We start from the raw sequence: 21,954 nt of genomic DNA, 5'->3' as shown, positions 1-21,954 counted from the left end.
GCAATATCTAAACCAATCTTCATATCAACTCCTTTTTGGTCAATATTTAGGATTATATCTGATTCAGATAAATCAGAAAAATTAAGAGTATCGTTACACAACTTTTTAAAAGCTTTTTGGGAAAGATTATAGTTTGCTTGTTGAACAGCAAGTTGTCCTAATCGAATCGCAAATTTACGTTTTTTCTTTAGTTCTTCAAAGAAGGCATTTGTCCATTCATAAGTTGGAGACTTACCTAAATTTACATTTGATTTCGTAAATGGATTATATATTGTTTTATCCACAGGTTCACAGTCGTAATAGAATATTCTATATAGTGAATGATTTACTTTTTCTCCATTGATACGTTCAGTTAAATGTCTTCTACAATATACATCTAATTCATCAGCTCTTTCTTTTGGGGTTAAGTCACCTAGACATGCATAAGCTCTTCTTCTGTAAAAACCACCATCAACAAGAATAGCAGTTTTAATTCCATCGTTATGATTCATTTTTTATATCCTTTCCAAATGAAAAAAGGCCTTAGTCACAACCTAATCCCTTATACTGGGGGTTCCGACTAAGACCGAGTTAACTGATTACTTAACATATCCGTTAAGGTAAACCTATCTTAGCAAAACCGTATTTGGGTGTCAATGATTAATTTGTTAAATTAATCACATATATTTATACCTATTATTGTACGATTAGATTCAATATAAACATCTTATAAGCTATGCGATATATTTATATTATTGAATAAATATAAAGTGTTGCGTTCATTGTGATGTTTGCTTTAAAACTTTATATAAAAGAAATTTATCACTTATATTCTACTACAATATTTAACAGATGGATATTTTAAAATAAAGTGAATATTGAATGTTAAATTCATCTAAATTAAATACATATTACACAGTACTTGACAATCCAAGGTAGTGTGTATATCATAATAGTGAAGAGGTGATAATATGCAACCAAGAGCTGTTATATATTGCTCTAAACATGGAGCTACAAAAGAATTAGCACAATGTTTAGGAAAAAAATACAATCTTCCTGTTATTTCCATCGATCATATTTCAGGTTATTCCTTTCAGAATATTCCTGTATATTTTTGTGGATGGATTCGCAATGGAAAGATAATGGGATTGACTAAAGCTTCTAAATTATTTATGTGCGTTCAAGTGATAGGTGTAGGTGCTGTTGAATATAATGAAGCTTATGAACTGAAATTAAAATATAAAAATAAGCTTGTGAATCAAGATTTTAAATATATTCAATCCAGCAAAGGTTTATCATTAAATCCTTTAGAAAAGATGTATGTGGATGTGTTTCAACCATCTTTGATAGGAAAGAGTAAGGGCGTGGCGCATGAATACTCAATTTAAAAAAGGCGTCTTAGAATTGATTGTATTAAAGGCGATTGTGGCTGATGATCTATATGGATATCAACTTGTATCTAGAATTAATGAAGTGATTCAAGTGAATGAAGGAACGATTTATCCTTTACTGAAGCGTTTATCGAATGATCATTTATTAGAATCTTATTTAAAAGAATCAACAGAAGGCCCTCCAAGAAAGTATTATCATATCACGAGTCTAGGACTTGCAAGATATGAGGCTTTATTAGAAGAATGGACCAATTTTTCAGAGAGTGTAAATACATATTTGAAGGGAGTGAAATAAAATGTTAAAAAGTGAATTTTTAGATCTTTTGAATCAAAAATTATCGTTGATCAATGATAAAGAAAAAGAAGATATTATCCTAGAATATGGAACCTATATTGATGACAAGATCGCAAGTGGCGTATCCGAAGAAGAGGCAGTAGCCGGCTTTGGAGATGTGGATGAATTGGCTAAAGAGATTTTGTCTGCCTATAAAATCAATACAGATTCGATGGATCCATTATCAAGTAAAGCTGACAAAACAATTGATAAGGTATACACGAAACTGGAGGGAATGTTTTCTAAACTAGGAAATTTTTCGATGAATGAAATCTTCCACATCATATTCGATGCATTTGTACTTGTATTGATTTTGTGGATTGGAAAACTGATTGTGGTAGATCTATTATGTCGAATTGTGTTGTCCATGATTTTCTCTTTCTTTGTAGGATTCTATGCGATTACAGACTTTATGTTAAGTTTATGTCGTCTTTTATATGTATGTATTGCGATTTATTTCTTTGTGAAGGTCATGACCAAAAGAGTCGAACGCTATCGTTTACATGCAAATCATGTGGGTGTGATGGATGACATTAAGGAAACGTGGAATGACAATATCAAATCGAATGATTTGCCCCCAACACCAGATCGCCCATTATATCATGAAAGAAAAGTGCATCATGTTGAATCGGATATATTAAAGGTGATACTCGTTTTCGCAATGATTCCAGTTTCATGCATATTGATTGGCAGTGGTATCGGTTTTGTTGTGATGATTTACGTAAGTATGATGTATGCCACAACCAGTTTAGGACTCTATTGTATAGATATTGCCTTTGTACTAGGAAGTTTGGCTATTTTATTGATGTTATTTCGAGCATGGCCAAAGAAGGTGGATACAAATGCGTAAATTAGGTGTATTACTTGTTGTTTCAATCTTATTATTTGTGTTTGGTGTTGGAACCTTTGTATATGAATTCAGTCAAATTAGTCCCCATCAAATGGATTTATCTCAAGAAACACAGACAATGACAACTTCAATGCCAAATAGCGCTCGCTTATATACAAAGACGTATTTAAGTTCTGTAGGCGATGTGCGTGTCGTTGTGGATGAAATGATCGAAGATGATAAGTTACAAGATGATGCGTTAGTAATCACATATCCTAAAATGCTTCATATTGTACAGGATGAAGATCAATTGGATTTGCAGATGGATGATTATGAGATGTCAAAGGATTTTCAAACATTATTCAAAACGTTTCGAACAAAATCCTATGATGAATATTACGCGAAAAATAATGAAATTCATATAAGTATTCGTTATGGTAAGGCTTTAAAAGATAAAATTACATTGGTCGATGATTACTATTAAGGAACAGTGAATACTGTTTCTTTTTGATTTTTAACAAGTATGTTAAAATACTGTTATGAAAAATAATAAAGATTGGAGTCGTTTGTTGAAAATGATTCTTGTGGAAGATAAGAATAAATTCAATACACGTAAGGTATTAAAAAAGAGTAAAGTGACCAATACACCTTTACATAGAAGACAGGATGTGAAAAAATGAGTGATACAAAAACGATGTCAACAAGTGCTAGATTTGCCCAGATTGTTTCAATACTTAGAAAACACCACATCCAAAAGGGAATGGATCCAGTAAAATTTCGTATGATTTTAGAAGATTTGGGACCAACCTTCGTAAAGATTGGCCAAATCATGTCAACAAGACAAGATCTGTTTTCACAACGCTATTGTAAAGAATTGATGAAGCTACGCTCTCATGTAACACCCATGCCTTTTTCGATGGTTGAACAAATTATTCAAGATACATATGGTGATTTGTTTCATGAAGAATTTGAGAGTATTGATGAAATATGTTTAGGATCGGCATCGATTGCGCAAGTACATGCGGCAACTCTAAAGACAAAAGAAAGAGTAGTTTTAAAGATTCAACGACCAAAAATTTATGAGTGGATGGAACGTGATGTCGCATTATTAAGAAAAGCTGTAAAAATATTAAATCTATCCGATATTGTTTCAAGTGTCGTCGATTTAGATATGGTTATCGATGAATTTTGGTACACGGCCAAACAAGAAATGGATTTTACGATTGAAGCACAGTTTGCGAAACGATTTAAAAATGAATATAAGGATTGTAAATTTATTGATGCACCTAAAATTTATGATGAATATACACGAAAAAATATTCTAGTGATGGAATATGTGGATGGTGTAGAAATTACAGATTCAAAAAAATTAGATGAACTAGGCTATGACCGTAGTGAAATTGCCGATAAATTGGCATTTAATTATATTTCACAAATCATTGAGAATGGTTTCTTTCATGCGGATCCACATTCAGGAAATTTAAGAATTCGTGATAATCAAATCGTATGGATTGATTTTGGTATGATGGGAATCTTAGATGCGAATGAAAGGGAAACGATGAAATCGGCGGTTCGTGCCATCGCATTAAAGGATACACAGAAATTAGTCGATTGCATTTTAATGATTGGAGATTGTAAGAAAGAAATTGATTATTCTGCATTTTGTAACGACATGGATAAATTTGTAAATCAATATTTGAGTGTTCCTTATGCTCAAATTGATGTCGCAAAACTTGTACAAGATATGTTTTCAATATGTCATGTCTATTCGATTTCTTTGCCAAAAGGCATAAGTATGCTAGCTCGTTCGATGATGACAATTGAAGGAACATTAACGGCTTTAGATCCGAATATGAATACGATGAAGATAGCAATGAGTCATAAGTCAAGTTTGACGCAGATTGATTGGCAAAAAGAAATAAAGTCGGGATTTAAGCGAAGTGTAGATGCACTTTCACATTCAATCGATATTCCAGTACAGGCTAGTGATGTATTAAAGATGGTTCAAAGAGGACAAATCAAGGTAAACTTAAATTTAATGGGTTCTCAAGCTCCACTTGCCAAGATTGATCAGATGGTGAATCGTTTGATTGTATGTGTGTTGATTGCAGCCTTGGTTGTAGGTTCAAGCTTGATTTGTACAACAAAAATGAAACCGACCATTATGGGTATACCTGCACTTGGCTTTTTTGGATATATCTTTGCGCTTGGCATGAGTGTATGGTTATTTTTCAAAATGTTATTTTTACATAGAAGAAACAAATCGTTTTAAAAGGGGATATAAGATGAAACAAGGAAAAACAGTAGTGGCATCCTTATTAATAGTATTTGTCACTTTAGGACTAGATCAATGGACGAAATGGGCTATTGTGAAGTCGATCAAATTAAATGAAACCGTGGAAATGATCAATCATTTCTTTTACTTGACATATGTTCAAAATACGGGAGCTGGATTTAGTATGTTTGCACAAGCTGGAATGGGCTTTTTTGCAGCACTAACTCTAATTGCCCTAGTTGCGATGGTATATATGTTTTTTAAAACGGATGATTCACGCTATCAAATTTGTTTATCTTTAGTTTTCTCAGGAGCTATTGGTAACTTTATTGACCGTATGAGTCTAGGATATGTTAGAGACTTTTTTAGTTTCTATATTTTTGGTTATCCATTTCCCGTATTTAATGTGGCGGACATTTGCATAACCGTAGGAATTGCATTAATATTAATCAGTATGTTTATAGACGATAAGAAGGAGCAAGCGAAATGGAAACAAGAATCCTAAAAATAGATGAAGATACAAAATTGGATCGTTTAGATAAAGTATTAGCTGAAAAGTTAGATTTTTCGCGTAAGAGAATTAAAGATTTATTGGATGAAGGAAATGTCTTGGTCAATCAAAAGGTGATGAAGGCGAGTTATAAAGTTTGTGTAAATGACGAAATTGAAGTTTCAATTCCTGAACTTGATTCAACTCAAGTATTACCAGAACCTATTGATCTAGATATTGTATATGAGGATCATGATATCATTGTGATCAACAAGCCAAAAGGTATGGTGGTGCATCCAGCTCCAGGACATTATTCGGGCACGCTAGTCAATGCCTTATTGTATCATTGTAAAGATTTGAGTGGTATAAATGGTGTGATGCGACCAGGCATTGTACATCGTATTGATAAAGATACATCTGGTCTTTTGGTTGTTGCCAAAAATGATAAGGCGCACGAGGCATTGAGCCAACAACTTCAAGATAAGACATGTCATCGAGAATATGTAGCCATAGTGCATAAACCATTTACACATGAATATGGCACGATTCATGCACCAATTGGTCGTGATGAAAAGGATCGACAGAAAATGGCGGTTACCGCAAACAATTCAAAGGATGCGATCACGCATTTTAGTGTTTTAGAAAACTTCAGTAAGTTTGCGTACATTAAATGTCAATTGGAAACAGGAAGAACTCATCAGATTCGTGTACATATGCAATATATTGAGCATCCAATTGCAGGCGATCCAAAATATGGTCCTAGAAAAACAATCCAAGCCAATGGCCAGTTATTGCATGCATGCGCCTTGGAGTTTGTTCATCCAACAACACATGAAAAGATGCACTTTGAAGTACCATTAGAACCAACATTTGAAAAAGTATTAAATGAACTTAGAGAAGGGGAAGAATAATGCGTAAAGATGTATTGAGTTGGGATCAGTATTTTATGGGTATGGCACATTTGAGTGCTATGCGTTCAAAAGATCCAAATACGCGTGTAGGAGCTTGTATTGTCAATCCACAAAAAAGAGTGGTTGGACTAGGCTATAATGGTTTTCCTTATGGATGTGAAGATGATGAATTTCCTTGGGAAAGAGACGGAGAATTTTTAGATACAAAATATCCTTATGTGGTACATGCTGAATTGAATGCGATCTTAAATAGTATTCAAGATCTACATGGTTGTACTTTATATGTTTCATTATTTCCATGTAATGAATGCGCAAAAGCCATTATTCAAGCCGGTATTACTTGTGTTGTATATGAAAGTGACAAGTATGATGGTACAGAAGGAAATATTGCGAGTAAACGCATGTTTCATGATGCGGGTGTAAAATTGATTCAACTTCCTTATGATATGGAGGTCGAAACAAGGATCAACAATCGTTAAAGAAGTAGCTTATGTTACTTCTTTTTTGCCTTTAACATTTTATGGGTTTATAATTAAAGTCAGAAATGATAAAAGGAATACATATGAAAAAACAAATAAATCAGTTATTACCAACGCTTTTAGTTATGATATTGATATTGGCATTAACTGTTACAACCTATCATATTAGTTTTAAACAAGAAGAAGAAAGTTGTTACAACCGATTAGAAAATGCGAGTAATGCCATCATTCAAAGTATTCAAAATCGTATGCAGGATGATTTGAATTATTTGCGTTTGATTGGAAAAGATTTTTCCAATGAAGATCATTTGCCTACATATGCAGAATACACCAGTCGATTAAGTACATTTGAAGATGTATCTTTGTTTGAACGCGTCGATTTATCGATGCAAAATAATACGATGTATACAATGCATAAAGATGTGCAACCAATTCAATCGAATGATTTTTTGACATTGAATGCAGATACAGAATATATGGATCTAGTACATACAGATCCACTCACAAATAAAAAGAGTGTGAATTATTATGTGCCTATCCAACAAAATAATTCAGTCGTTGCCTATTTAGTTGGTGTAATTCAATGTGATACTTTAGATGAACAGTTTTATACGCAAATATATAGTGGAAAGACACAAAATCTCATTATTGATACAACGGATGGACAGGTCGTGATGAATAATCAAGATATTTTAGATTATGACACTTTTTCAACGAATGGTTGTAAATTATTATCGCCTAAAAAAGACGTTGTAAAACAAATACATGCTTTAAAATCAGGTGTCGTAAAATTTGAAAAAGATGGCATAAAAAAATATTTATGTTATAAACCGATTGAAGTTTTTAATTGGGAATTAATTGTTATTGTGGATGAAGATGTAGCCTTTGCGAGTGCCTTGACATTGAAAAAGAATTATATGCTCATGGTCGTTTGTGAAGTTGTGATTCTTTTATTGTATTGTGGGTTCTATATCACAAAAGTTCGAAGAATTTCAAACAAATCAAATGAATTTGAAAAGGATTTAAACGTTTCGCAGACTTTGATTCAATGCGTTCGCAAACTATCGAATGGTACAAATCAAAAGGGAGCCATTGAGGATATCTTGAAAACTATTTGTGAATTTTATCAAGCTGAAAGATGTTATGTATTGGATTTAAATTTTGAAAATAAACAAACGAATGGCATTTATGAATATGGAAATCGAAATGATGATATTCATATTGATAATATGGTCCGTCTATGTTTAGAAAATATGGATTTAGTGCAGCGCTTTTTTGAAAATCAAAAGTCATATTATATTGAAGATGTAACTTCTGAAATCTCAAAGACGAGTCCCATTTATTCAAGTTTTATTTCACAAAAAATACATAGTATAATCCTTGTACCATTTGTGGATAATCATCAAATTAAAGGTGTTTTTGCGGTAGACAACCCTAAACAAAACTACTACCAAAAAGACTTTTTAGAATCTTTATGTTTCTTTATTGAAACGGCCATGACACGTGAAAAAGAAAAGAAACATTTACAGAATTTAAGCTATGTAGATTCTTTGACTTATGCACAAAATCGCAATCACTTTAATGAATATATTGAAAAAAATAGGTGTAAAGAACTTCATTTTGTTGGAGTGATTTATTTGGATTTAAATGGATTAAAAGAAATCAATGATAAAATGGGACATCTTGCAGGAGATACTTTGATTATTAGTGCTTCTTATGTACTACAAGAAATTTTTGCGGATAACTTATACCGAATTGGTGGAGATGAATTTGTGGTGATCGAACAAGATGTTTTGGAATCGGAATTTATGTCTAAATACAATAAGCTGCTCGTTCGTATGAAAGAACTAGAAATCAGTGTTGCGACAGGGTATATATGGAAAGAGCGTTGTTTAAATTTGAGTGAAATTTTACAAGAAGCCGATCAAAAGATGTATGAAGATAAAAAGCGCTATTATTCCATAGCGCAAAATGATCGAAGAAGGCGTTAAGCACCGATTTTTTGAGTATTTTTAAAATGAAGCTTTGCCACTTGGTAAAGCTTTTCTTTTCCAAATTTTTTCACAAATTCTTTGCCACAAGCATCCACTTTACTACCAGCCCCCTTTTCGAATTTAAAATCATATTTTTCTTCCATAAGATCCCAAGCTTCTAAAAAGGCATTGCGAGCAAGAATGCTTGCACAAGCTACCGCAAGATACTTATTTTCAGCTTTTGTTTCAAAAGTAATGCCGCGAATTACTTCAGGAAAACCTTGTAGATAGCGATAATAAATTTTTTCCTGGACAAATTGATCGATGACGATCTGCTTAGGAAGCGTATATCCTTTATGGATTAGATTTACATAGGCCTGGTTGTGTAAACGACATTTCATGTCCACCATATTACAAGAATCGTGCATATCGTTATATTTTGAATTGGGCACAATCAAAATACTGTGTGGACAGACATCTTTAATGAGTGGGGCTAGTTTTCTGATTTTGGTATCATCCACTTGTTTAGAATCTTGTATGCCTAAATGAGATAATTTTTCTCTTGCTTCTTTTGTGACGATACAGCTAGCCACTACAACAGGACCAAAATAATCGCCTGTACCAACTTCATCACTTCCAGCCTGGTCTTGTGCTTCTTTTTGAGGCGTTGCAGGTTCTAACCAAGAAAGATCAGCTCCTTGAAATACAACTTTACCACTTGTGTAAGCTGTAATTGTACACTCTTTTGTCTTGATTTGATAATACGTATATGGAGGTGTACTTTCTTTTAAAATAAAAGAAGACAATCGGTTTTTTAATTGAAAGATTTCTTCTTTTGTCATATTCTTTGTCAATGTTGCCATTTTAATCACCTTATTTAGTTTACCACAAAATTTATGTTAAAATAGGAAGGAATGGAGTGTTTTATGAAACGAAATTTTAGAGATGAACTAAATCAGGCTATTGATTTCTCGAGTGTATTAACTCAGATTTGCGCATTTTCAAGTTTTTCTTGTTCCAAAGAAAAGATTTTAAATGCGTTGCCTCAATTTAATAAATTAGAAATACAAGAACAATTGAATTATGCTAAAGAAGCCATCCAGTTTGAACAAAAAGGTGGTTTATTGAATTTGTCAGGAGCAAATGATATTTCTTTACCTGTTTCAAAAGCTGAAAAACAGATGCCACTAACAAGTAAAGAATTAATTTCAATCTATCATTTTTTAACGGCTGTTAAGCAAGCGAAACAAAGTTTAAACTCTTCTGAATTTATAGAATTAACCAATCTAGCTCAATCGATGGATGGATGTACACGTTTGATGGATTCCATCATTTCCAAAATCGATTTAACGGGGAGTGTTAAAGAAGATGCGACGCCTGCATTAAAAAGTATGCATAAGGCTTTGGTGGATACGCGTTTAGCTTTGCAGTCAAAATCGAGACAGTTTTTAAAGAAGAATAGTTCAAAATTAATGGAAAATATGACGACAACGGTTTCGGGACGTGTTGTCGTATTAGTGCGTGCCCAAGATAAAAATGCTTTTGGAGGTATGATTCATGGACAATCCAGTTCGGGTCTTGCCTATTATGTAGAGCCATCGAGTTTTGTAGCGGATAATAATGAGATTTCATCCTTAGTGATTCGTATTGAAGAAGAGAAGAAAAGAATCTGTAAAGAATTGTCTATGCAGGTAAAGAAACATGCACTCGCATTAACTTCGGCCTTAGAAACATTAACAATCATTGATGTCGCTTTCACAAAGGCAAAATGGGCCATTCGCTATGATGGATGTATTCCTTCTTTACAATCTAGAGATCATTCGTTGTATTTAGAGCATGCCAAGCATCCATTGATTGATGAAAAGAAAGTAGTTTGTAACACATATGAATTAAATGATCAACAAGCTTGTCTTATGATTTCAGGACCGAATATGGGTGGTAAAACAGTAACTTTAAAGACGATTGGTCTATTTGTGGCATTAGCTCATGCGGCATTTCCTGTATTATGTCATAAGGCCATCTTGCCATTTTATCAATCGATGTATTTTGATATTGGAGATCATCAATCCATTGAAAATAATTTATCGACTTTCTCAAGTCACATTTCTAGGCTTTCTCATATTTGTCAAAAGAGTGATGAGAATAGTTTTATCTTATTGGATGAAATTGGAAATGGTACAGATCCTTTAGAAGGAGCCAGTCTTGCGGTTGCGATATTGGAATATTTGATTTCAAAAAAGAGTACAATCATAACTTCAACGCACTATTCGCAAGTAAAAACGTATGGAAAGGCCAATGAGCATGTATTGGTATCGAGTGTTGAATTTGATCCAGAAACTCTTAAGCCAACCTATAAATATATTCCGGGTGTATCTGGGGCTAGTTATGCGTTTCATATTGCGAGAGAATATCATTTGGAAGAATCTATTTTAAAAAGAGCTGATTTTTTAAAGAATGAAAATGAAAAGCAGACGGAAAAAGAATTAGAAAAATTAGAGAAACTTCAAAATGATGTATTGAAACAAAAAGAGCGTTTTAATGCATTGATTGAGGATGCGCATCGTGTTCAAAAAGAGGCTTATGAAAAAGAAAAAGAAATAGAAAAGCGTAAGGCTGAATTGGATGCGTCCTATCAAGAACAGTTAAATGAGATGCTTGAAAAGAAAAAGGCACAGGCTAAAGAAATTTTAACTGTACTTCGTAAACAGAAGACGGGTAAGCAGCATGAACAGATTGAAAAGATGCATGAGTTGGATCTTTTAAGTGAGAATGTAGTAGAAGAAGAACAGGAAAAGAAAGAATTCAAAGTGGGGGATTATGTAAAGATTTCTGGTTTGAATTCACATGGTGAAATTGTAGATATTCGAAGAAATGAAGCTACGGTTTTAACAAATGGAATGAAGATGAAGGTCAAGCTTTCTAAGTTGGAGCCTATGCATAAACCACAAATTAAAAAGACAACGTATAAAGCGCATGTAGAAAGTGTATCGAGTCGCTTTCCTTTAGAGTTGAATCTAATTGGTATGCGTGTTGAAGAAGGCATTGCGGCTTTAGATAAATATTTAGATCAGGCTGTTGTAAAACACATAAAACAAGTTCGTATTATTCATGGTATGGGTACGGGGGCTTTAAGAACAGCCGTATGGAAGGATTTAAAGAAACAGCCAAATGTTTCTAAATTTACAAGTGCAGGTCCTAGTGAAGGTGGACTTGGAGCAACGATAGTCATATTAAAGTAGGGGATAAAATGAGTATTTCTAAGCATTTACAAGATAAATTGGCTTTACTTCCGGATGCACCTGGCTGTTACATCATGAAGGATGAGAATCAGAATATTTTGTATGTAGGAAAAGCCAAAGTATTAAAGAATCGTGTTCGTTCTTATTTTCATGGTACACATAATAATAAAACAACGCGTTTAGTTTCGCATATTCGTGATTTTGAATTTATTGTGACGGGCAGTGAAAAAGAGGCTTTATTATTGGAAATCAATTTAATTAAGAAGCATACACCTCCATATAATATTATGTTTATGGATGATAAGACATATCCGTATATTGAGATCACAAAGGAAAATAATTTTGTGGTTCGCACAACGCGTAATATTAAAAGTAAAAAGAGTGAATATTTTGGGCCATATCCAAGTAGTCAGTCGGCTTATGAAATTGTGAGGTTGATCAATCAAATCTTTTGTATAAGAAAGTGTCGGCATATTCCGGATAGTCCTTGTTTGTACTACCATATGCATCAGTGTTTAGGGCCTTGTATCCATGAAATTGATCCTAAAGAAAATGAGAAGACGCGTAAAAAAATTAAGAAATTTTTGTGTGGGGATACCAAAGAGGTGATGGATTCTTTGCAGGATAAAATGTTAGAGGCGAGTGAAAATTTGCAGTTTGAAAAAGCGCAGGAAATTTATAATACGATTCAGGCATTAGAGCATGTGATTGAAAAGCAGACGATTGATTTTAAAGATCGGGGCAATCGCGATGTGTTTGGATATTATGTGGATTCTGGCTATATTTCATTTCAGGCATTCTTTATTCGACAAGGAAAATTGTTGGAAAGAAATATGTCCATTACGCCTTTATATGAAGATGAGATGGATGCCTTTACAAGTTTTATCATGCAGTATTATGAGAAGAATGTAGTGCCAAAAGAAATCTTGGTGCCACAGGGTACGCCAGTTGATATTTTAAAAGAGGCTTTAAATACGAATGTGCATATTCCAATTCGTGGGGAAAAGAAAAAATTGATTGAAATGGTGTATAAAAATGCGAAAGAGGCGCATGAACAGAAATTTCAATTGGTATTTCGTAAGGATAATGAGCTTAAAAAGGCCAATGCTATGTTGTCAAAAATATTTGATGCCAATATTCATACGGTAGAAATGTTTGATAATTCACATATTCAAGGCACTTTTAATGTGAGTGGGTTGGTTGTCTTTAAGGATGGAATTCCTGATAAGAATTCGTATCGTCATTATAAATTGGATGGCTACAGAAGTGATGTCGATAGTATGAAGGAAGTTATTTATCGTAGATATTTCAGGTTGTTGAAAGAACATTTGCCGATGCCAGATTTATTGTTGGTGGATGGTGGTGCTGCCCAAATTTCGGCTGCAAAAGAAATAATAGATATGTTGCAGCTTGATTTAAGAGTGGCAGGTTTAGTTAAGGATGATAAGCATGCGACGCGTGCTTTGATGGATGTAAATTTAAATGAAATTCCAATTGATTCAAAGTCAAGTTTATTCTTTTTGTTGACGCGTATGCAAGATGAGGTGCATCGTTTTGCGATTACGTATCATAGAAAGTTAAGAGACAAGTCGATGACAAAATCGGTGCTAGATACGGTAAGTGGTATTGGTCCTAAGCGTAAAAAAGAATTGTTGAAGCATTTTAAGAGTATGAAGCAGATGCGACTAGCTAGTGTAGAACAGCTTAGTGAAGTGATTCCTGAAGATGTGGCTAAGATTCTTTATGCTCGTTTGCATGAAAAATGATAGTTTAGTATAATGTTTTGCGTGAGGTACTTATTTTGATTAGTAGAAAAGAAATGCGAGCACGTGTTTTATTGATTGTGATTTGTTTTGCGGTGGGATGTTTTTGTCTTTACCATATGGATAAGTCATATGATCCGTTAGCCAGGTATCCTTATACGACGGATGCAAATCGTGATATCATTCTAGAATATTTAGATAGTAATGATATTGATTATTTGATCAATCAGCATATTACGCCAGATAAGTTTATGGATTTTATTAAGCTAGATGGATTTAGTTTAAAAAACACGTTGTATTATAAAGAGGCAAAAGATACGCAGGATGCGGATAATGAATATATTGTCAATTTTGTGAATCGTTTCCGTAAGAATTTTTCGTATGATTCTTTAAAGGAATTGTTGTCGCACTATTCCTATATTGATTTAACAACATATTATGAAAATGAGGCTGTCCTATATTCAGATTTAAGGTTGGTGGCAGATCCTACAAATCCATATGTTGTTTTAAATCAGGAAAATACAGTATATAAATATGAACCAGAAAATTTAGTGGATTTTAATGGTATATATGTTCAAAATGCTATGGTTGATAATCTGTCAAGTATGCTCGATGCTTATGCTTCCGTTATGGATGGCCAAGATCATTTGAGTGTTTCAAGTGGTTATTTGAGTTATGAACAAGTCTTAGATCAGTATGTCAATGCGTCAAAGGAATTTGCGGGTGTTGATCATTATATGTATGGGGCAGGAAAGAATGAGCAGCAATTAGGGTATACGATTGTTTTAGATGGTCAAAATGAGTGGATAGAGCTTTGTAAGCAGCATCTAAATGAAGATATGGATTATACGCAAGTCGAAGAAGAATTGTCTAAGGAAAATAAAAATCGTGTAGAATGGATATTGGAAAATGCGTATCGCTATGGTTTTGTGGTGCGTTATGGAAAAGGTCATGAAAAGAAGACGGGACATTGGTATTTGCCATTTGTACTTCGATATGTGGGTATAGAGAATGCTAAGATCTTGCATGATGGTGATAAGAGTATGGAACAAATGTCCTTTCAAGATGAACTGAATTAGGGGTAATTTATGAAAATTGTGGTTGTGAGTGATTCTCATGGAAGAAATGATATATTAAATGCAATTCGTGAAAAACATCCAGATGCAGGATTATTTATTCATTGTGGAGATTTAGAGGCTGATCCAATGTTTTATCCAGGCTATATCGTTGTTCGTGGAAACAATGATTATTATGGTCGCTTTGAAGATGAAAGAATTATTCCAATTGGTAAGCATCGTATTTATGTTACGCATTCGCATCGCTTCTCGTATTTTTCAAGAAGCGAACAGCTTTCAAATAGGGCAAAAGCATTGAATTGTGATATTGTATGTTTTGGACATACGCACGTTGCCTATTTGGATCAAGTGGATGGAATAACATTATTGAATCCAGGATCTTTATCGCATGCAAGGGATGGAAGACCATGTAGTTATGCGATTTTAGATATAGATGAAAATGAAATTCGGGTTGAATTTAAGTTTGAGCCTGAATGGTAAGAAAGAAGGAAATTTATGTACAAAATTAGTGAGCTTTATGATTTAGATCATACGTTGGCTAAGGATTACTTGGCACAGTTTGAATATCCTTGGCAAGCCTTGGCTGGAATCAAAGAATTGATTTTAGAATTAGGAAAAAACTTAGGGGAAGATTATGTGGAAGTCAAAGAGCATGTTTGGGTTCATAAAACTGCTCATGTGTTTGAAAGTGCTTATTTAGGTGCTCCATGTATTATTGGTCCAAAAACGGAAGTGCGTCATTGTGCTTTTGTTCGTGGTAGTGCTTTGGTTGGGGCAAATTGTGTTGTTGGAAATAGTGTGGAATTAAAAAACTGCATCTTATTTGACAATGTAGAAACCCCTCACTATAACTATGTTGGGGATAGTATTTTAGGATATCATTCTCACTTAGGTGCTGGTGGTATCACAAGTAATTTGAAGAGTGCTCGTGATAATATCATCTTGAGAAGAAAAGATGAGAATTATAATGTGGTTGAAGAATTTGAAACGGGATTAAGAAAAATCGGTGCTTTTATGGGTGACTATGTAGAGGTTGGATGTAATTCTGTTCTATGTCCAGGAACGATTATTGGTCCACATACAAATGTATATCCATTATCTCGTGTGCGTGGTCAGATTGCGGCAAATTCTATTTTCAAAGATGCCACACATGTAACTTTAAAAGATTAATCTTACGGACTTGTAATTTTACAAGTTCTTTTTCTTATGTTAAGGTTTAGGTATGAAAAAGTTAGTTAAGTTTATATTTAAATTGTTGTTGATTCTAATTATTGGTTTTGTCGGCGTCTTTTTTGGCAAGGGGTATTGGAATTATTTGCAGCTTACAGAAACAAAATCAGTTGATGAGGTAGTCAATGAAGTAAGGACAAGTCCTTATTATGTGGATTATGATGATATATCACCAAATTTGATTCGGGCTACCATTGCGATAGAGGATCGTCGCTTTTATGATCATGGTGGCTTTGATTATATTGGTTTGGTTCGTGCGGCTATTTCTCAATTTGATGAAGATCTATTAACGAGTGGTGGTTCTACGATTACGCAGCAACTTGCGAAAAACTTGTATGGGATGTTTGAAAGTTCATGGGATCGTAAGAGTACAGAGTTCTTTGTGGCGCGTTATTTAGAGAAGCATTATTCAAAAAATGAAATCATTACTTTATATGTGAATGTGATCAATTATGGAAATAATTATACAGGCATATATGAGGCGAGTATGGGCTATTTGGATACGCTTCCTGAAGATTTAACGGTTGCGCAAGCTTCTTTATTGGCGGGTATTCCACAATCTCCAAGTCATTATGAATTGGTCAATCATTTTTCCCAGGCCAAACAGAAACAATATGCGGTATTAAAGGCAATGGCAGAGTGTGGGTATATTTCAGAAAGTGATATTGCGACATATTATAATGCATCTGTTTAAATGGATGCATTTTTATTTATATTCTTTATGATAGGATATTTACAAAAACATATCATATGATATAATTGTGATAGAGAAAGAAGAAAATGCCATCATAAAGTGGAGGTGAATCTCTTGATTGATGAATCTGAAATTAATGATTATTTAGGCGAAGCAAAAAAACTGATTTTGGATGGTAAGTTTAGAATTGCTTTGAATTCGAATTGATTAACAAATTTGTCATTATTTGATGAATATTTGATAAATGAGGAAAGTGTTAAATCAATATTGTTGAATTTAACGGTATATGACTTTTGTGAGAAGGTTCAAAATAAACATGCGAATTTTAATCATGAATGGCTATATGTTTTTGGAAAGGAAATTGATTTGATTAAAAGATTCGAAGAAAAAAGTGAAATGGTTCCATTGTAAATTAAGTTTAATAAAATAGAAGATAAGTTTTTGATTGTGGTATCTTTTCATAAACAAAAATATCCACTGGTGTATTATTTTCAATAAAAGAAGGAGGTAATTGTAGTATGCAAAGAGAAACTGATTTTTGTGTTGAGTGTAGAGAGATGTCGTCTTATTCATTACAAAAAAGATGTGTCACAAAAAATATTCGTGGAGAAAATTTAACTTTTGAGATTACTTGTGCTGTTTGTGATACATGTGGTGGATTCATGAGTGCTCCTGGTATTATCGATTTAAATGTCCACGAAATAGATGAGCAGTACCGAAAGTTAAAAGGTTTAGTTTCAATAGAAGATATTCATACTTTGATGGAATTGTATAATATTGGAAAAGCTCCATTATCCATTGTGTTAGGCTTTGGTGAAATAACGATTACGCGATATTTGTTGGGGCAAGTGCCTTCAAAAGAGTATTCAAATATCATACGTAATGCGTTATCGTCTCCGGTATATATGGAACAAAAACTGTTGGAAAATAAAGATAGAGTTGCTTTGGCAGCATTCAAAAAATCGATGAAAAGAGTAAGTGAGTTAAAAAATATATTCATTATTTCGAATAAGATGATTGGTGTCATTTCGTATATATTTGAAAAATTAGATGAGGTAACTCCATTAATGCTTCAGAAATTATTATATTATATACAGGGATTGTCGTTTGTGTTAAATGGTAGAGAAATGTTTGAAGAAAATTGCGAGGCTTGGGTACACGGACCGGTTTATAAAGATGTGTATAATATATTTAAGCAGTTTGGTTTTAATGTGATTGATGATCCGAAATTTATTATGTTTGAAGGATATAAAAAATATTTAGATGATGAAGATAAATATATTATAGATTTAGTTGTAAATACATTTGGTCAATATGGGGGTAAAACTTTGGAGAAAACAACACATAAAGAAAATCCATGGTTAATTGCTCGTAATGGTTATGGTGATGATATACCTTCAAATGAATTGATCACAAAGGATTCTATTAAAAATTACTTTATTAAAATATGTAATGAGTATGATATTTCAAAGGAAGAAGATATTCATAAGTATATTTTAAAATTGAGTGATATTGTTTAATGCATCTGTTTAAATGGATGCATTTTTTTCATCTTTTCTAGAATTTGTTGAAAAAATTACGTATAAGAGTATGTAGGTAATCTGGTGTTCTATATCTATTGCACCTAGTTGAATAGATAGTCATAAAATGAAGAGGTAAATGTATCTTGATCTATGACTCAAAAGTGATGTTAGCTCTTTTAATATCGATACTAACTGAATTTAAAGTCTTATCAAACGAATTGTTGTTTATTAAGTAATCAAACTACAAGGAAATATACAAATCGACATTACGATACTTATCTATCTAGATGACAGTTAAATGCCTACTAGAAAGAGGTGCTTATGAGAAGCGCTAATTTATTAAATGATTTCGCCTTTAAGTATGTGTTTGGCGAAGATTGTAAAGAGGCCAATGATGCCTTAAAATCATTACTTACGGTATTTTTAGAAAGGAAGGTGAATCATGTTGTTGTAAAGAATTCAGAAATAGTAAAAGACTTTAGTAAAATGAAAAGTCCACGTTTGGATCTATTAGTCGAATTTGATGATCAAACAACTGTAGATTTAGAAATGCAGTTAAGACAAACGAAAGATAATTTGCCAATTCGCTTTAGTTATTATTTGGCTAGACTTCATGGGTCACAAGAATTGGAAGGAAAATATTATGGAGAGTTAAAGGAAACAATCGTCTTAGTGTTCTTTAATGTGAATCTAATTGATAATAATAGAATGTGTAACACATTTACATTAAGGAATGAGGATGGCTTATCTTTTGTAGAAGAAAGTCAAGATCGTATGAAGCTACGTACAGTTGAGATGGCAAAGTTGGATGTAAACAAGCCGCTTGAAGAAATGAATGAACAGGAAAAGATGATTTATTACTTTTTGAATTGCCACAAAGGAATGGATGATAGTAAAATTAAGGTAATGATAGAAAGTGATGGGGTGATTCAAATGTTAGAGAAGCGTGTAGAAACCATATCGGATGATGGTTGGAAGAAAATAATAGAAGATTTTCAAAAATTGCATGAAAATGAAGAACGAATGGAATTACAACTTGAACTTGAAGAAGCTCATAAACAAGTAGAAGAAGCTCATAAACAAGTAGAAGATGCGAATAAACAAGTTGAGCAGAAGAATCAAGAAATAAAACAGATGATTCAATTGATGCTTACGAATGGAATGAGTTTAGAATTTATTTCTAAGTCATTGTCTAAGAGTGAAGATGAAATTAGGGACTTATTGAGATAGCCACTTTTTAGTGGCTTTTTTAAAAAATCTCTTGCATGGGATTCTATCTTTTGGTATAATAGTCAAGCAATGCCCGGGTGGTGAAATTGGTAGACGCAGTGGACTCAAAATCCACCGGTAGCGATACCGTGCCGGTTCGAGTCCGGCCCTGGGCACCATTTAAAATTAAATATTTGTTTTTTGCCCGGGTGGTGAAATTGGTAGACGCAGTGGACTCAAAATCCACCGGTAGCGATACCGTGCCGGTTCGAGTCCGGCCCTGGGCACCATTTTGAATTGTTGGATCAAGTTTTTCGGGCTTGGTCCTTTTTTATGATATAATTTTTGATAGTTGGAGGATTACATAATGAAAGTATTAGTTGGATTAAGTGGTGGAGTTGATTCTGCGGTTGCAGCTTATTTATTAAAGAAACAAGGGTATGATGTAACATGTTGTTTTATGCGTAACTGGGATAGTTTTGCGAATAATGATATTGCGGGAAATCCTACAATTAAAGATGATACTTGTCCTCAGGAACAGGATTATTTAGATGCACTTGCGGTTGCCAATCATTTGGATCTTCCTTTGCAGCGTGTCGATTTTATTGAAGAATATTGGGATAATGTATTTAAGACTTTTTTAAGTGAATATGAAAAGGGGCGTACGCCAAATCCGGATATTTTGTGTAATAAATATATTAAATTTGATTCATTTTTTGAATATGCCATGAAACAAGGGTTTGATAAGGTGGCTACAGGGCATTATGCTTCCAATGCTGAAGAGAATGGTTTTACTTATTTGACGCGAGCTAAAGATCAAAATAAAGATCAAACGTATTTTTTGTGTCAGGTAGAAAAGAGTAAGATTGCCAAAACAATTTTTCCTTTGGCTCATCTTGAAAAGCCTGAGATTCGTCAGATTGCGGCTGAATTAAATTTGGAATCTGTTGCCACTAAAAAGGATAGTACGGGTATTTGTTTCATTGGAGAAAGAAACTTTAGACAATTCTTATCAAACTATCTTCCTAGTAAAGATGGAGATATTGTGGATGTAAATACAAGTAAAGTGATTGCTCGTCATGTGGGTGTTTTATATTATACGATTGGACAGAGAAAGGGCTTGAATATTGATCATGAAAAGGGTCCTTGGTTTGTGGTTGGTAAAGATGTTGTAAAGAATATTCTTTATGTATGTCGTACAGATCAAAGAGATTTATTATATTCAGATTCTTGTATTGTGAAGGGAATCAACTGGATCTTGCCAAGTTTAGAAGAGATTCCTACAAAGTGTACTTGTAAGTTTAGATATCGTCAAAAGGATCAGGATATTGAAATTGAAAGATTGGATGATACAAGTGTACTTGTGAAATATCCACAAACAATTGCATCTGTCACTGAGGGTCAGGAAGCTGTATTCTATGATGGTGATAAGTGCATTGGTGGTGGTGTGATTGAAGAAGTGTTTAAGGATGGCAAGAATTTAAATCAGTTGATTATGGAGACGGCCAATGGATATCGAGGCTAAGCTTGAATATATCATCTTTGAAAATAAGGCGAATCATTATGTGGTGGCTGGCTTTTCTGAATTAAAGACGTATCATCATTTCATTGCGGCTGGACGTATTGAAGATCCAATTGAAGATCAGGAATATGTGCTTGAGGGGGATTATATAACGCATCCTAAGTATGGGGAACAATTTCGTATAGATATGGCTAAAAAGAAGTTGCCGGATAATTCGGATGCGATTATTCATTTTCTTTGTGGTGAAAATTTTCCTACGATTGGAAAGAAGACGGCGGAAAGTATTTATGATGTCTTGGGTGAGAATTGTTTAGAGAAGATTCATAAGGATCCTAAAATATTAAATGAAGTGCCAAATCTTTCCGAAAAAAAGATTGCGATCATTAAAAAAGGAATTCAGGAATTTACAGGTTTTAATGAGGCGTATGCCAAATTGTTGAAGTATGGTTTGAGTCCTAGGCAAATTCAGATGTTATTGGATACATATGATGATGTGTTGGATGTGATTGAAGAGGATTGTTTCAAACCATATTATGAAGTATATGGCTTTGGTTACAAGACGGCTTTAAAACTCGCAAGTGCTATAGGTTTATCGAATGAGGATCCAAGACGCTTGGATGCCTATATTTATGAGTTGGCTAGACAATTATCTATGGCAACGGGAAATACGTATATTACGTTTGCGACAATTTTTTCAAATGTGCAAGGTGTAAGTGAAGAATTGATTCATGATAGTATTGATCGTTTGGTGGCTATGCAGTATTTGTATGTTGAAAATACGCGTATTTATCCTTTTACTTTGCATGAAGATGAGGTTGTGATTGCTAAAGAATTGAAGAATCATTTGTTTGAAGTGGAAAATGTGGATGTTCAAGACCGTATCCAAAAGGTGGAGTTTTCTTTAGCTATCACATATGATCAAGAACAAAAGGATGCGATTCAATTGTTCTTTGATCGTTCCTTTATGATTTTAACGGGTGGTCCAGGTACGGGAAAGACTACAACGGTAAAGGGAATCTTGGAAATATGTAAAGAAG

Annotated in this window: 22 protein-coding genes and 2 tRNA genes; 22 read left to right on the top strand and 2 right to left on the bottom strand. The window is 33.6% G+C overall.

Translation table 11 applies throughout. The features are described from left to right. A partial coding sequence (locus tag EUBIFOR_RS12875; RefSeq protein WP_003864051.1) for an NYN domain-containing protein occupies positions 1-491 on the bottom strand: 491 nt, incomplete at its 3' end. A gap of 459 nt (positions 492-950) precedes the next feature. Between EUBIFOR_RS12875 and EUBIFOR_RS01140 the strand changes: the two genes are divergently transcribed. From EUBIFOR_RS01140 to EUBIFOR_RS01100, 9 genes are all read left to right on the top strand, one after another. Then, positions 951-1,367, top strand: coding sequence for a hypothetical protein (locus EUBIFOR_RS01140; protein WP_003864050.1), 417 nt, complete (start codon positions 951-953; stop codon positions 1,365-1,367). Continuing rightward, on the top strand, positions 1,351-1,665 hold the full coding sequence (locus EUBIFOR_RS01135; RefSeq protein ID WP_003864049.1) for a PadR family transcriptional regulator: 315 nt from the start codon (positions 1,351-1,353) through the stop codon (positions 1,663-1,665). The genes EUBIFOR_RS01140 and EUBIFOR_RS01135 overlap by 17 nt, the downstream gene beginning before the upstream one ends. A gap of 1 nt (position 1,666) precedes the next feature. Then, a complete protein-coding gene (locus EUBIFOR_RS01130; RefSeq protein WP_003864048.1) occupies positions 1,667-2,554 on the top strand; it encodes a DUF1700 domain-containing protein in 888 nt (295 codons plus the stop codon). Continuing rightward, a complete protein-coding gene (locus tag EUBIFOR_RS01125) occupies positions 2,547-3,017 on the top strand; it encodes a hypothetical protein (RefSeq protein ID WP_003864047.1) in 471 nt (156 codons plus the stop codon). The genes EUBIFOR_RS01130 and EUBIFOR_RS01125 overlap by 8 nt, the downstream gene beginning before the upstream one ends. 192 nt (positions 3,018-3,209) lie before the next feature. After that, on the top strand, positions 3,210-4,805 hold the full coding sequence (locus EUBIFOR_RS01120) for an ABC1 kinase family protein (RefSeq protein ID WP_003864045.1): 1,596 nt from the start codon (positions 3,210-3,212) through the stop codon (positions 4,803-4,805). Between the two features lie 13 nt (positions 4,806-4,818). Then, positions 4,819-5,313: a signal peptidase II gene (gene lspA, locus EUBIFOR_RS01115; RefSeq protein ID WP_040466021.1), complete on the top strand. Its 495-nt coding sequence runs from the start codon at positions 4,819-4,821 to the stop codon at positions 5,311-5,313. Beyond that, positions 5,295-6,209, top strand: coding sequence for an RluA family pseudouridine synthase (locus EUBIFOR_RS01110; RefSeq protein WP_003864043.1), 915 nt, complete (start codon positions 5,295-5,297; stop codon positions 6,207-6,209). The genes lspA and EUBIFOR_RS01110 overlap by 19 nt, the downstream gene beginning before the upstream one ends. Next, on the top strand, positions 6,209-6,688 hold the full coding sequence (locus EUBIFOR_RS01105; protein ID WP_003864042.1) for a deoxycytidylate deaminase: 480 nt from the start codon (positions 6,209-6,211) through the stop codon (positions 6,686-6,688). Before EUBIFOR_RS01110 ends, EUBIFOR_RS01105 begins: the two co-directional genes overlap by 1 nt. 83 nt (positions 6,689-6,771) lie before the next feature. Beyond that, entirely contained in the window at positions 6,772-8,679 is a 1,908-nt protein-coding gene (locus EUBIFOR_RS01100; protein ID WP_040466019.1) for a sensor domain-containing diguanylate cyclase, read from the top strand. Here EUBIFOR_RS01100 and rnhC read toward each other — a convergent pair. Continuing rightward, positions 8,676-9,524, bottom strand: coding sequence for a ribonuclease HIII (gene rnhC / locus EUBIFOR_RS01095; protein ID WP_003864040.1), 849 nt, complete (start codon positions 9,522-9,524; stop codon positions 8,676-8,678). The genes EUBIFOR_RS01100 and rnhC overlap by 4 nt on opposite strands. A 63-nt stretch (positions 9,525-9,587) precedes the next feature. Between rnhC and EUBIFOR_RS01090 the strand changes: the two genes are divergently transcribed. The 13 genes from EUBIFOR_RS01090 to EUBIFOR_RS12870 form a co-directional block, all read left to right on the top strand. Further along, positions 9,588-11,900 carry an endonuclease MutS2 gene (locus tag EUBIFOR_RS01090; RefSeq protein ID WP_040466018.1) on the top strand — a complete coding sequence of 771 codons (2,313 nt, stop codon included), beginning with the start codon at positions 9,588-9,590 and terminating at the stop codon, positions 11,898-11,900. An 8-nt stretch (positions 11,901-11,908) separates the two neighbouring features. Then, positions 11,909-13,666 carry an excinuclease ABC subunit UvrC gene (uvrC, locus tag EUBIFOR_RS01085; protein WP_003864038.1) on the top strand — a complete coding sequence of 586 codons (1,758 nt, stop codon included), beginning with the start codon at positions 11,909-11,911 and terminating at the stop codon, positions 13,664-13,666. Between the two features lie 35 nt (positions 13,667-13,701). Continuing rightward, the gene (locus EUBIFOR_RS01080) at positions 13,702-14,742 is read left to right on the top strand and encodes a M15 family metallopeptidase (RefSeq protein WP_244264139.1); all 1,041 of its coding nucleotides are present in this window, start codon (positions 13,702-13,704) and stop codon (positions 14,740-14,742) included. A gap of 9 nt (positions 14,743-14,751) precedes the next feature. After that, complete coding sequence (locus EUBIFOR_RS01075; protein WP_003864036.1) at positions 14,752-15,219, top strand: metallophosphoesterase family protein; 468 nt, start codon at positions 14,752-14,754, stop codon at positions 15,217-15,219. A 15-nt stretch (positions 15,220-15,234) separates the two neighbouring features. Then, on the top strand, positions 15,235-15,909 hold the full coding sequence (locus tag EUBIFOR_RS01070) for an LbetaH domain-containing protein (RefSeq protein ID WP_003864035.1): 675 nt from the start codon (positions 15,235-15,237) through the stop codon (positions 15,907-15,909). 52 nt (positions 15,910-15,961) lie between these two features. Then, the gene (locus EUBIFOR_RS01065; protein ID WP_003864034.1) at positions 15,962-16,663 is read left to right on the top strand and encodes a biosynthetic peptidoglycan transglycosylase; all 702 of its coding nucleotides are present in this window, start codon (positions 15,962-15,964) and stop codon (positions 16,661-16,663) included. Positions 16,664-16,879: 216 nt separating this feature from the next. Continuing rightward, complete coding sequence (locus EUBIFOR_RS12605; RefSeq protein ID WP_003864033.1) at positions 16,880-17,074, top strand: hypothetical protein; 195 nt, start codon at positions 16,880-16,882, stop codon at positions 17,072-17,074. A gap of 107 nt (positions 17,075-17,181) precedes the next feature. Further along, positions 17,182-18,183, top strand: coding sequence for a type II toxin-antitoxin system antitoxin SocA domain-containing protein (locus EUBIFOR_RS01055; RefSeq protein WP_003864032.1), 1,002 nt, complete (start codon positions 17,182-17,184; stop codon positions 18,181-18,183). A gap of 324 nt (positions 18,184-18,507) precedes the next feature. Continuing rightward, positions 18,508-19,416 (top strand): Rpn family recombination-promoting nuclease/putative transposase, encoded by a 909-nt coding sequence (locus tag EUBIFOR_RS01050; protein WP_003864031.1) that lies wholly within the window; start codon positions 18,508-18,510, stop codon positions 19,414-19,416. A gap of 71 nt (positions 19,417-19,487) precedes the next feature. Continuing rightward, positions 19,488-19,574: transfer RNA gene (locus EUBIFOR_RS01045), tRNA-Leu, on the top strand. 24 nt (positions 19,575-19,598) lie between these two features. Beyond that, positions 19,599-19,685, top strand: a tRNA-Leu gene (locus EUBIFOR_RS01040). A gap of 77 nt (positions 19,686-19,762) precedes the next feature. Beyond that, positions 19,763-20,920 (top strand): tRNA 2-thiouridine(34) synthase MnmA, encoded by a 1,158-nt coding sequence (mnmA, locus tag EUBIFOR_RS01035; RefSeq protein ID WP_003864030.1) that lies wholly within the window; start codon positions 19,763-19,765, stop codon positions 20,918-20,920. After that, on the top strand, positions 20,904-21,954 hold a 1,051-nt coding region (locus EUBIFOR_RS12870), incomplete at its 3' end, for a helix-hairpin-helix domain-containing protein (RefSeq protein ID WP_003864029.1). The genes mnmA and EUBIFOR_RS12870, both read left to right, overlap by 17 nt.

The sequence above is a fragment of the Holdemanella biformis DSM 3989 genome (assembly GCF_000156655.1).
Lineage (GTDB): Bacteria > Bacillota_I > Bacilli_A > Erysipelotrichales > Erysipelotrichaceae > Holdemanella > Holdemanella biformis.
Note: the sequence above shows the minus strand (reverse complement) of the source record. Positions and strands in the feature narration are given on the sequence as shown.

Excerpts from the sequence above, each read along its gene's own strand:
- EUBIFOR_RS01140 (WP_003864050.1), top strand. The coding sequence starts at position 951 with ATGCAACCAAGAGCTGTTATATATTGCTCTAAACATGGAGCTACAAAA.
- EUBIFOR_RS01055 (WP_003864032.1), top strand. The coding sequence starts at position 17,182 with ATGCAAAGAGAAACTGATTTTTGTGTTGAGTGTAGAGAGATGTCGTCT.
- EUBIFOR_RS01100 (WP_040466019.1), top strand. The coding sequence starts at position 6,772 with ATGAAAAAACAAATAAATCAGTTATTACCAACGCTTTTAGTTATGATA.
- EUBIFOR_RS01105 (WP_003864042.1), top strand. The coding sequence starts at position 6,209 with ATGCGTAAAGATGTATTGAGTTGGGATCAGTATTTTATGGGTATGGCA.
- lspA (WP_040466021.1), top strand. The coding sequence starts at position 4,819 with ATGAAACAAGGAAAAACAGTAGTGGCATCCTTATTAATAGTATTTGTC.
- EUBIFOR_RS01090 (WP_040466018.1), top strand. The coding sequence starts at position 9,588 with ATGAAACGAAATTTTAGAGATGAACTAAATCAGGCTATTGATTTCTCG.
- EUBIFOR_RS01070 (WP_003864035.1), top strand. The coding sequence starts at position 15,235 with ATGTACAAAATTAGTGAGCTTTATGATTTAGATCATACGTTGGCTAAG.
- EUBIFOR_RS01110 (WP_003864043.1), top strand. The coding sequence starts at position 5,295 with ATGGAAACAAGAATCCTAAAAATAGATGAAGATACAAAATTGGATCGT.
- EUBIFOR_RS01125 (WP_003864047.1), top strand. The coding sequence starts at position 2,547 with ATGCGTAAATTAGGTGTATTACTTGTTGTTTCAATCTTATTATTTGTG.
- EUBIFOR_RS01075 (WP_003864036.1), top strand. The coding sequence starts at position 14,752 with ATGAAAATTGTGGTTGTGAGTGATTCTCATGGAAGAAATGATATATTA.
- mnmA (WP_003864030.1), top strand. The coding sequence starts at position 19,763 with ATGAAAGTATTAGTTGGATTAAGTGGTGGAGTTGATTCTGCGGTTGCA.
- uvrC (WP_003864038.1), top strand. The coding sequence starts at position 11,909 with ATGAGTATTTCTAAGCATTTACAAGATAAATTGGCTTTACTTCCGGAT.
- EUBIFOR_RS01130 (WP_003864048.1), top strand. The coding sequence starts at position 1,667 with ATGTTAAAAAGTGAATTTTTAGATCTTTTGAATCAAAAATTATCGTTG.
- EUBIFOR_RS01120 (WP_003864045.1), top strand. The coding sequence starts at position 3,210 with ATGAGTGATACAAAAACGATGTCAACAAGTGCTAGATTTGCCCAGATT.
- EUBIFOR_RS01050 (WP_003864031.1), top strand. The coding sequence starts at position 18,508 with ATGAGAAGCGCTAATTTATTAAATGATTTCGCCTTTAAGTATGTGTTT.
- EUBIFOR_RS01065 (WP_003864034.1), top strand. The coding sequence starts at position 15,962 with ATGAAAAAGTTAGTTAAGTTTATATTTAAATTGTTGTTGATTCTAATT.
- EUBIFOR_RS01135 (WP_003864049.1), top strand. The coding sequence starts at position 1,351 with ATGAATACTCAATTTAAAAAAGGCGTCTTAGAATTGATTGTATTAAAG.
- rnhC (WP_003864040.1), bottom strand. The coding sequence starts at position 9,524 with ATGGCAACATTGACAAAGAATATGACAAAAGAAGAAATCTTTCAATTA.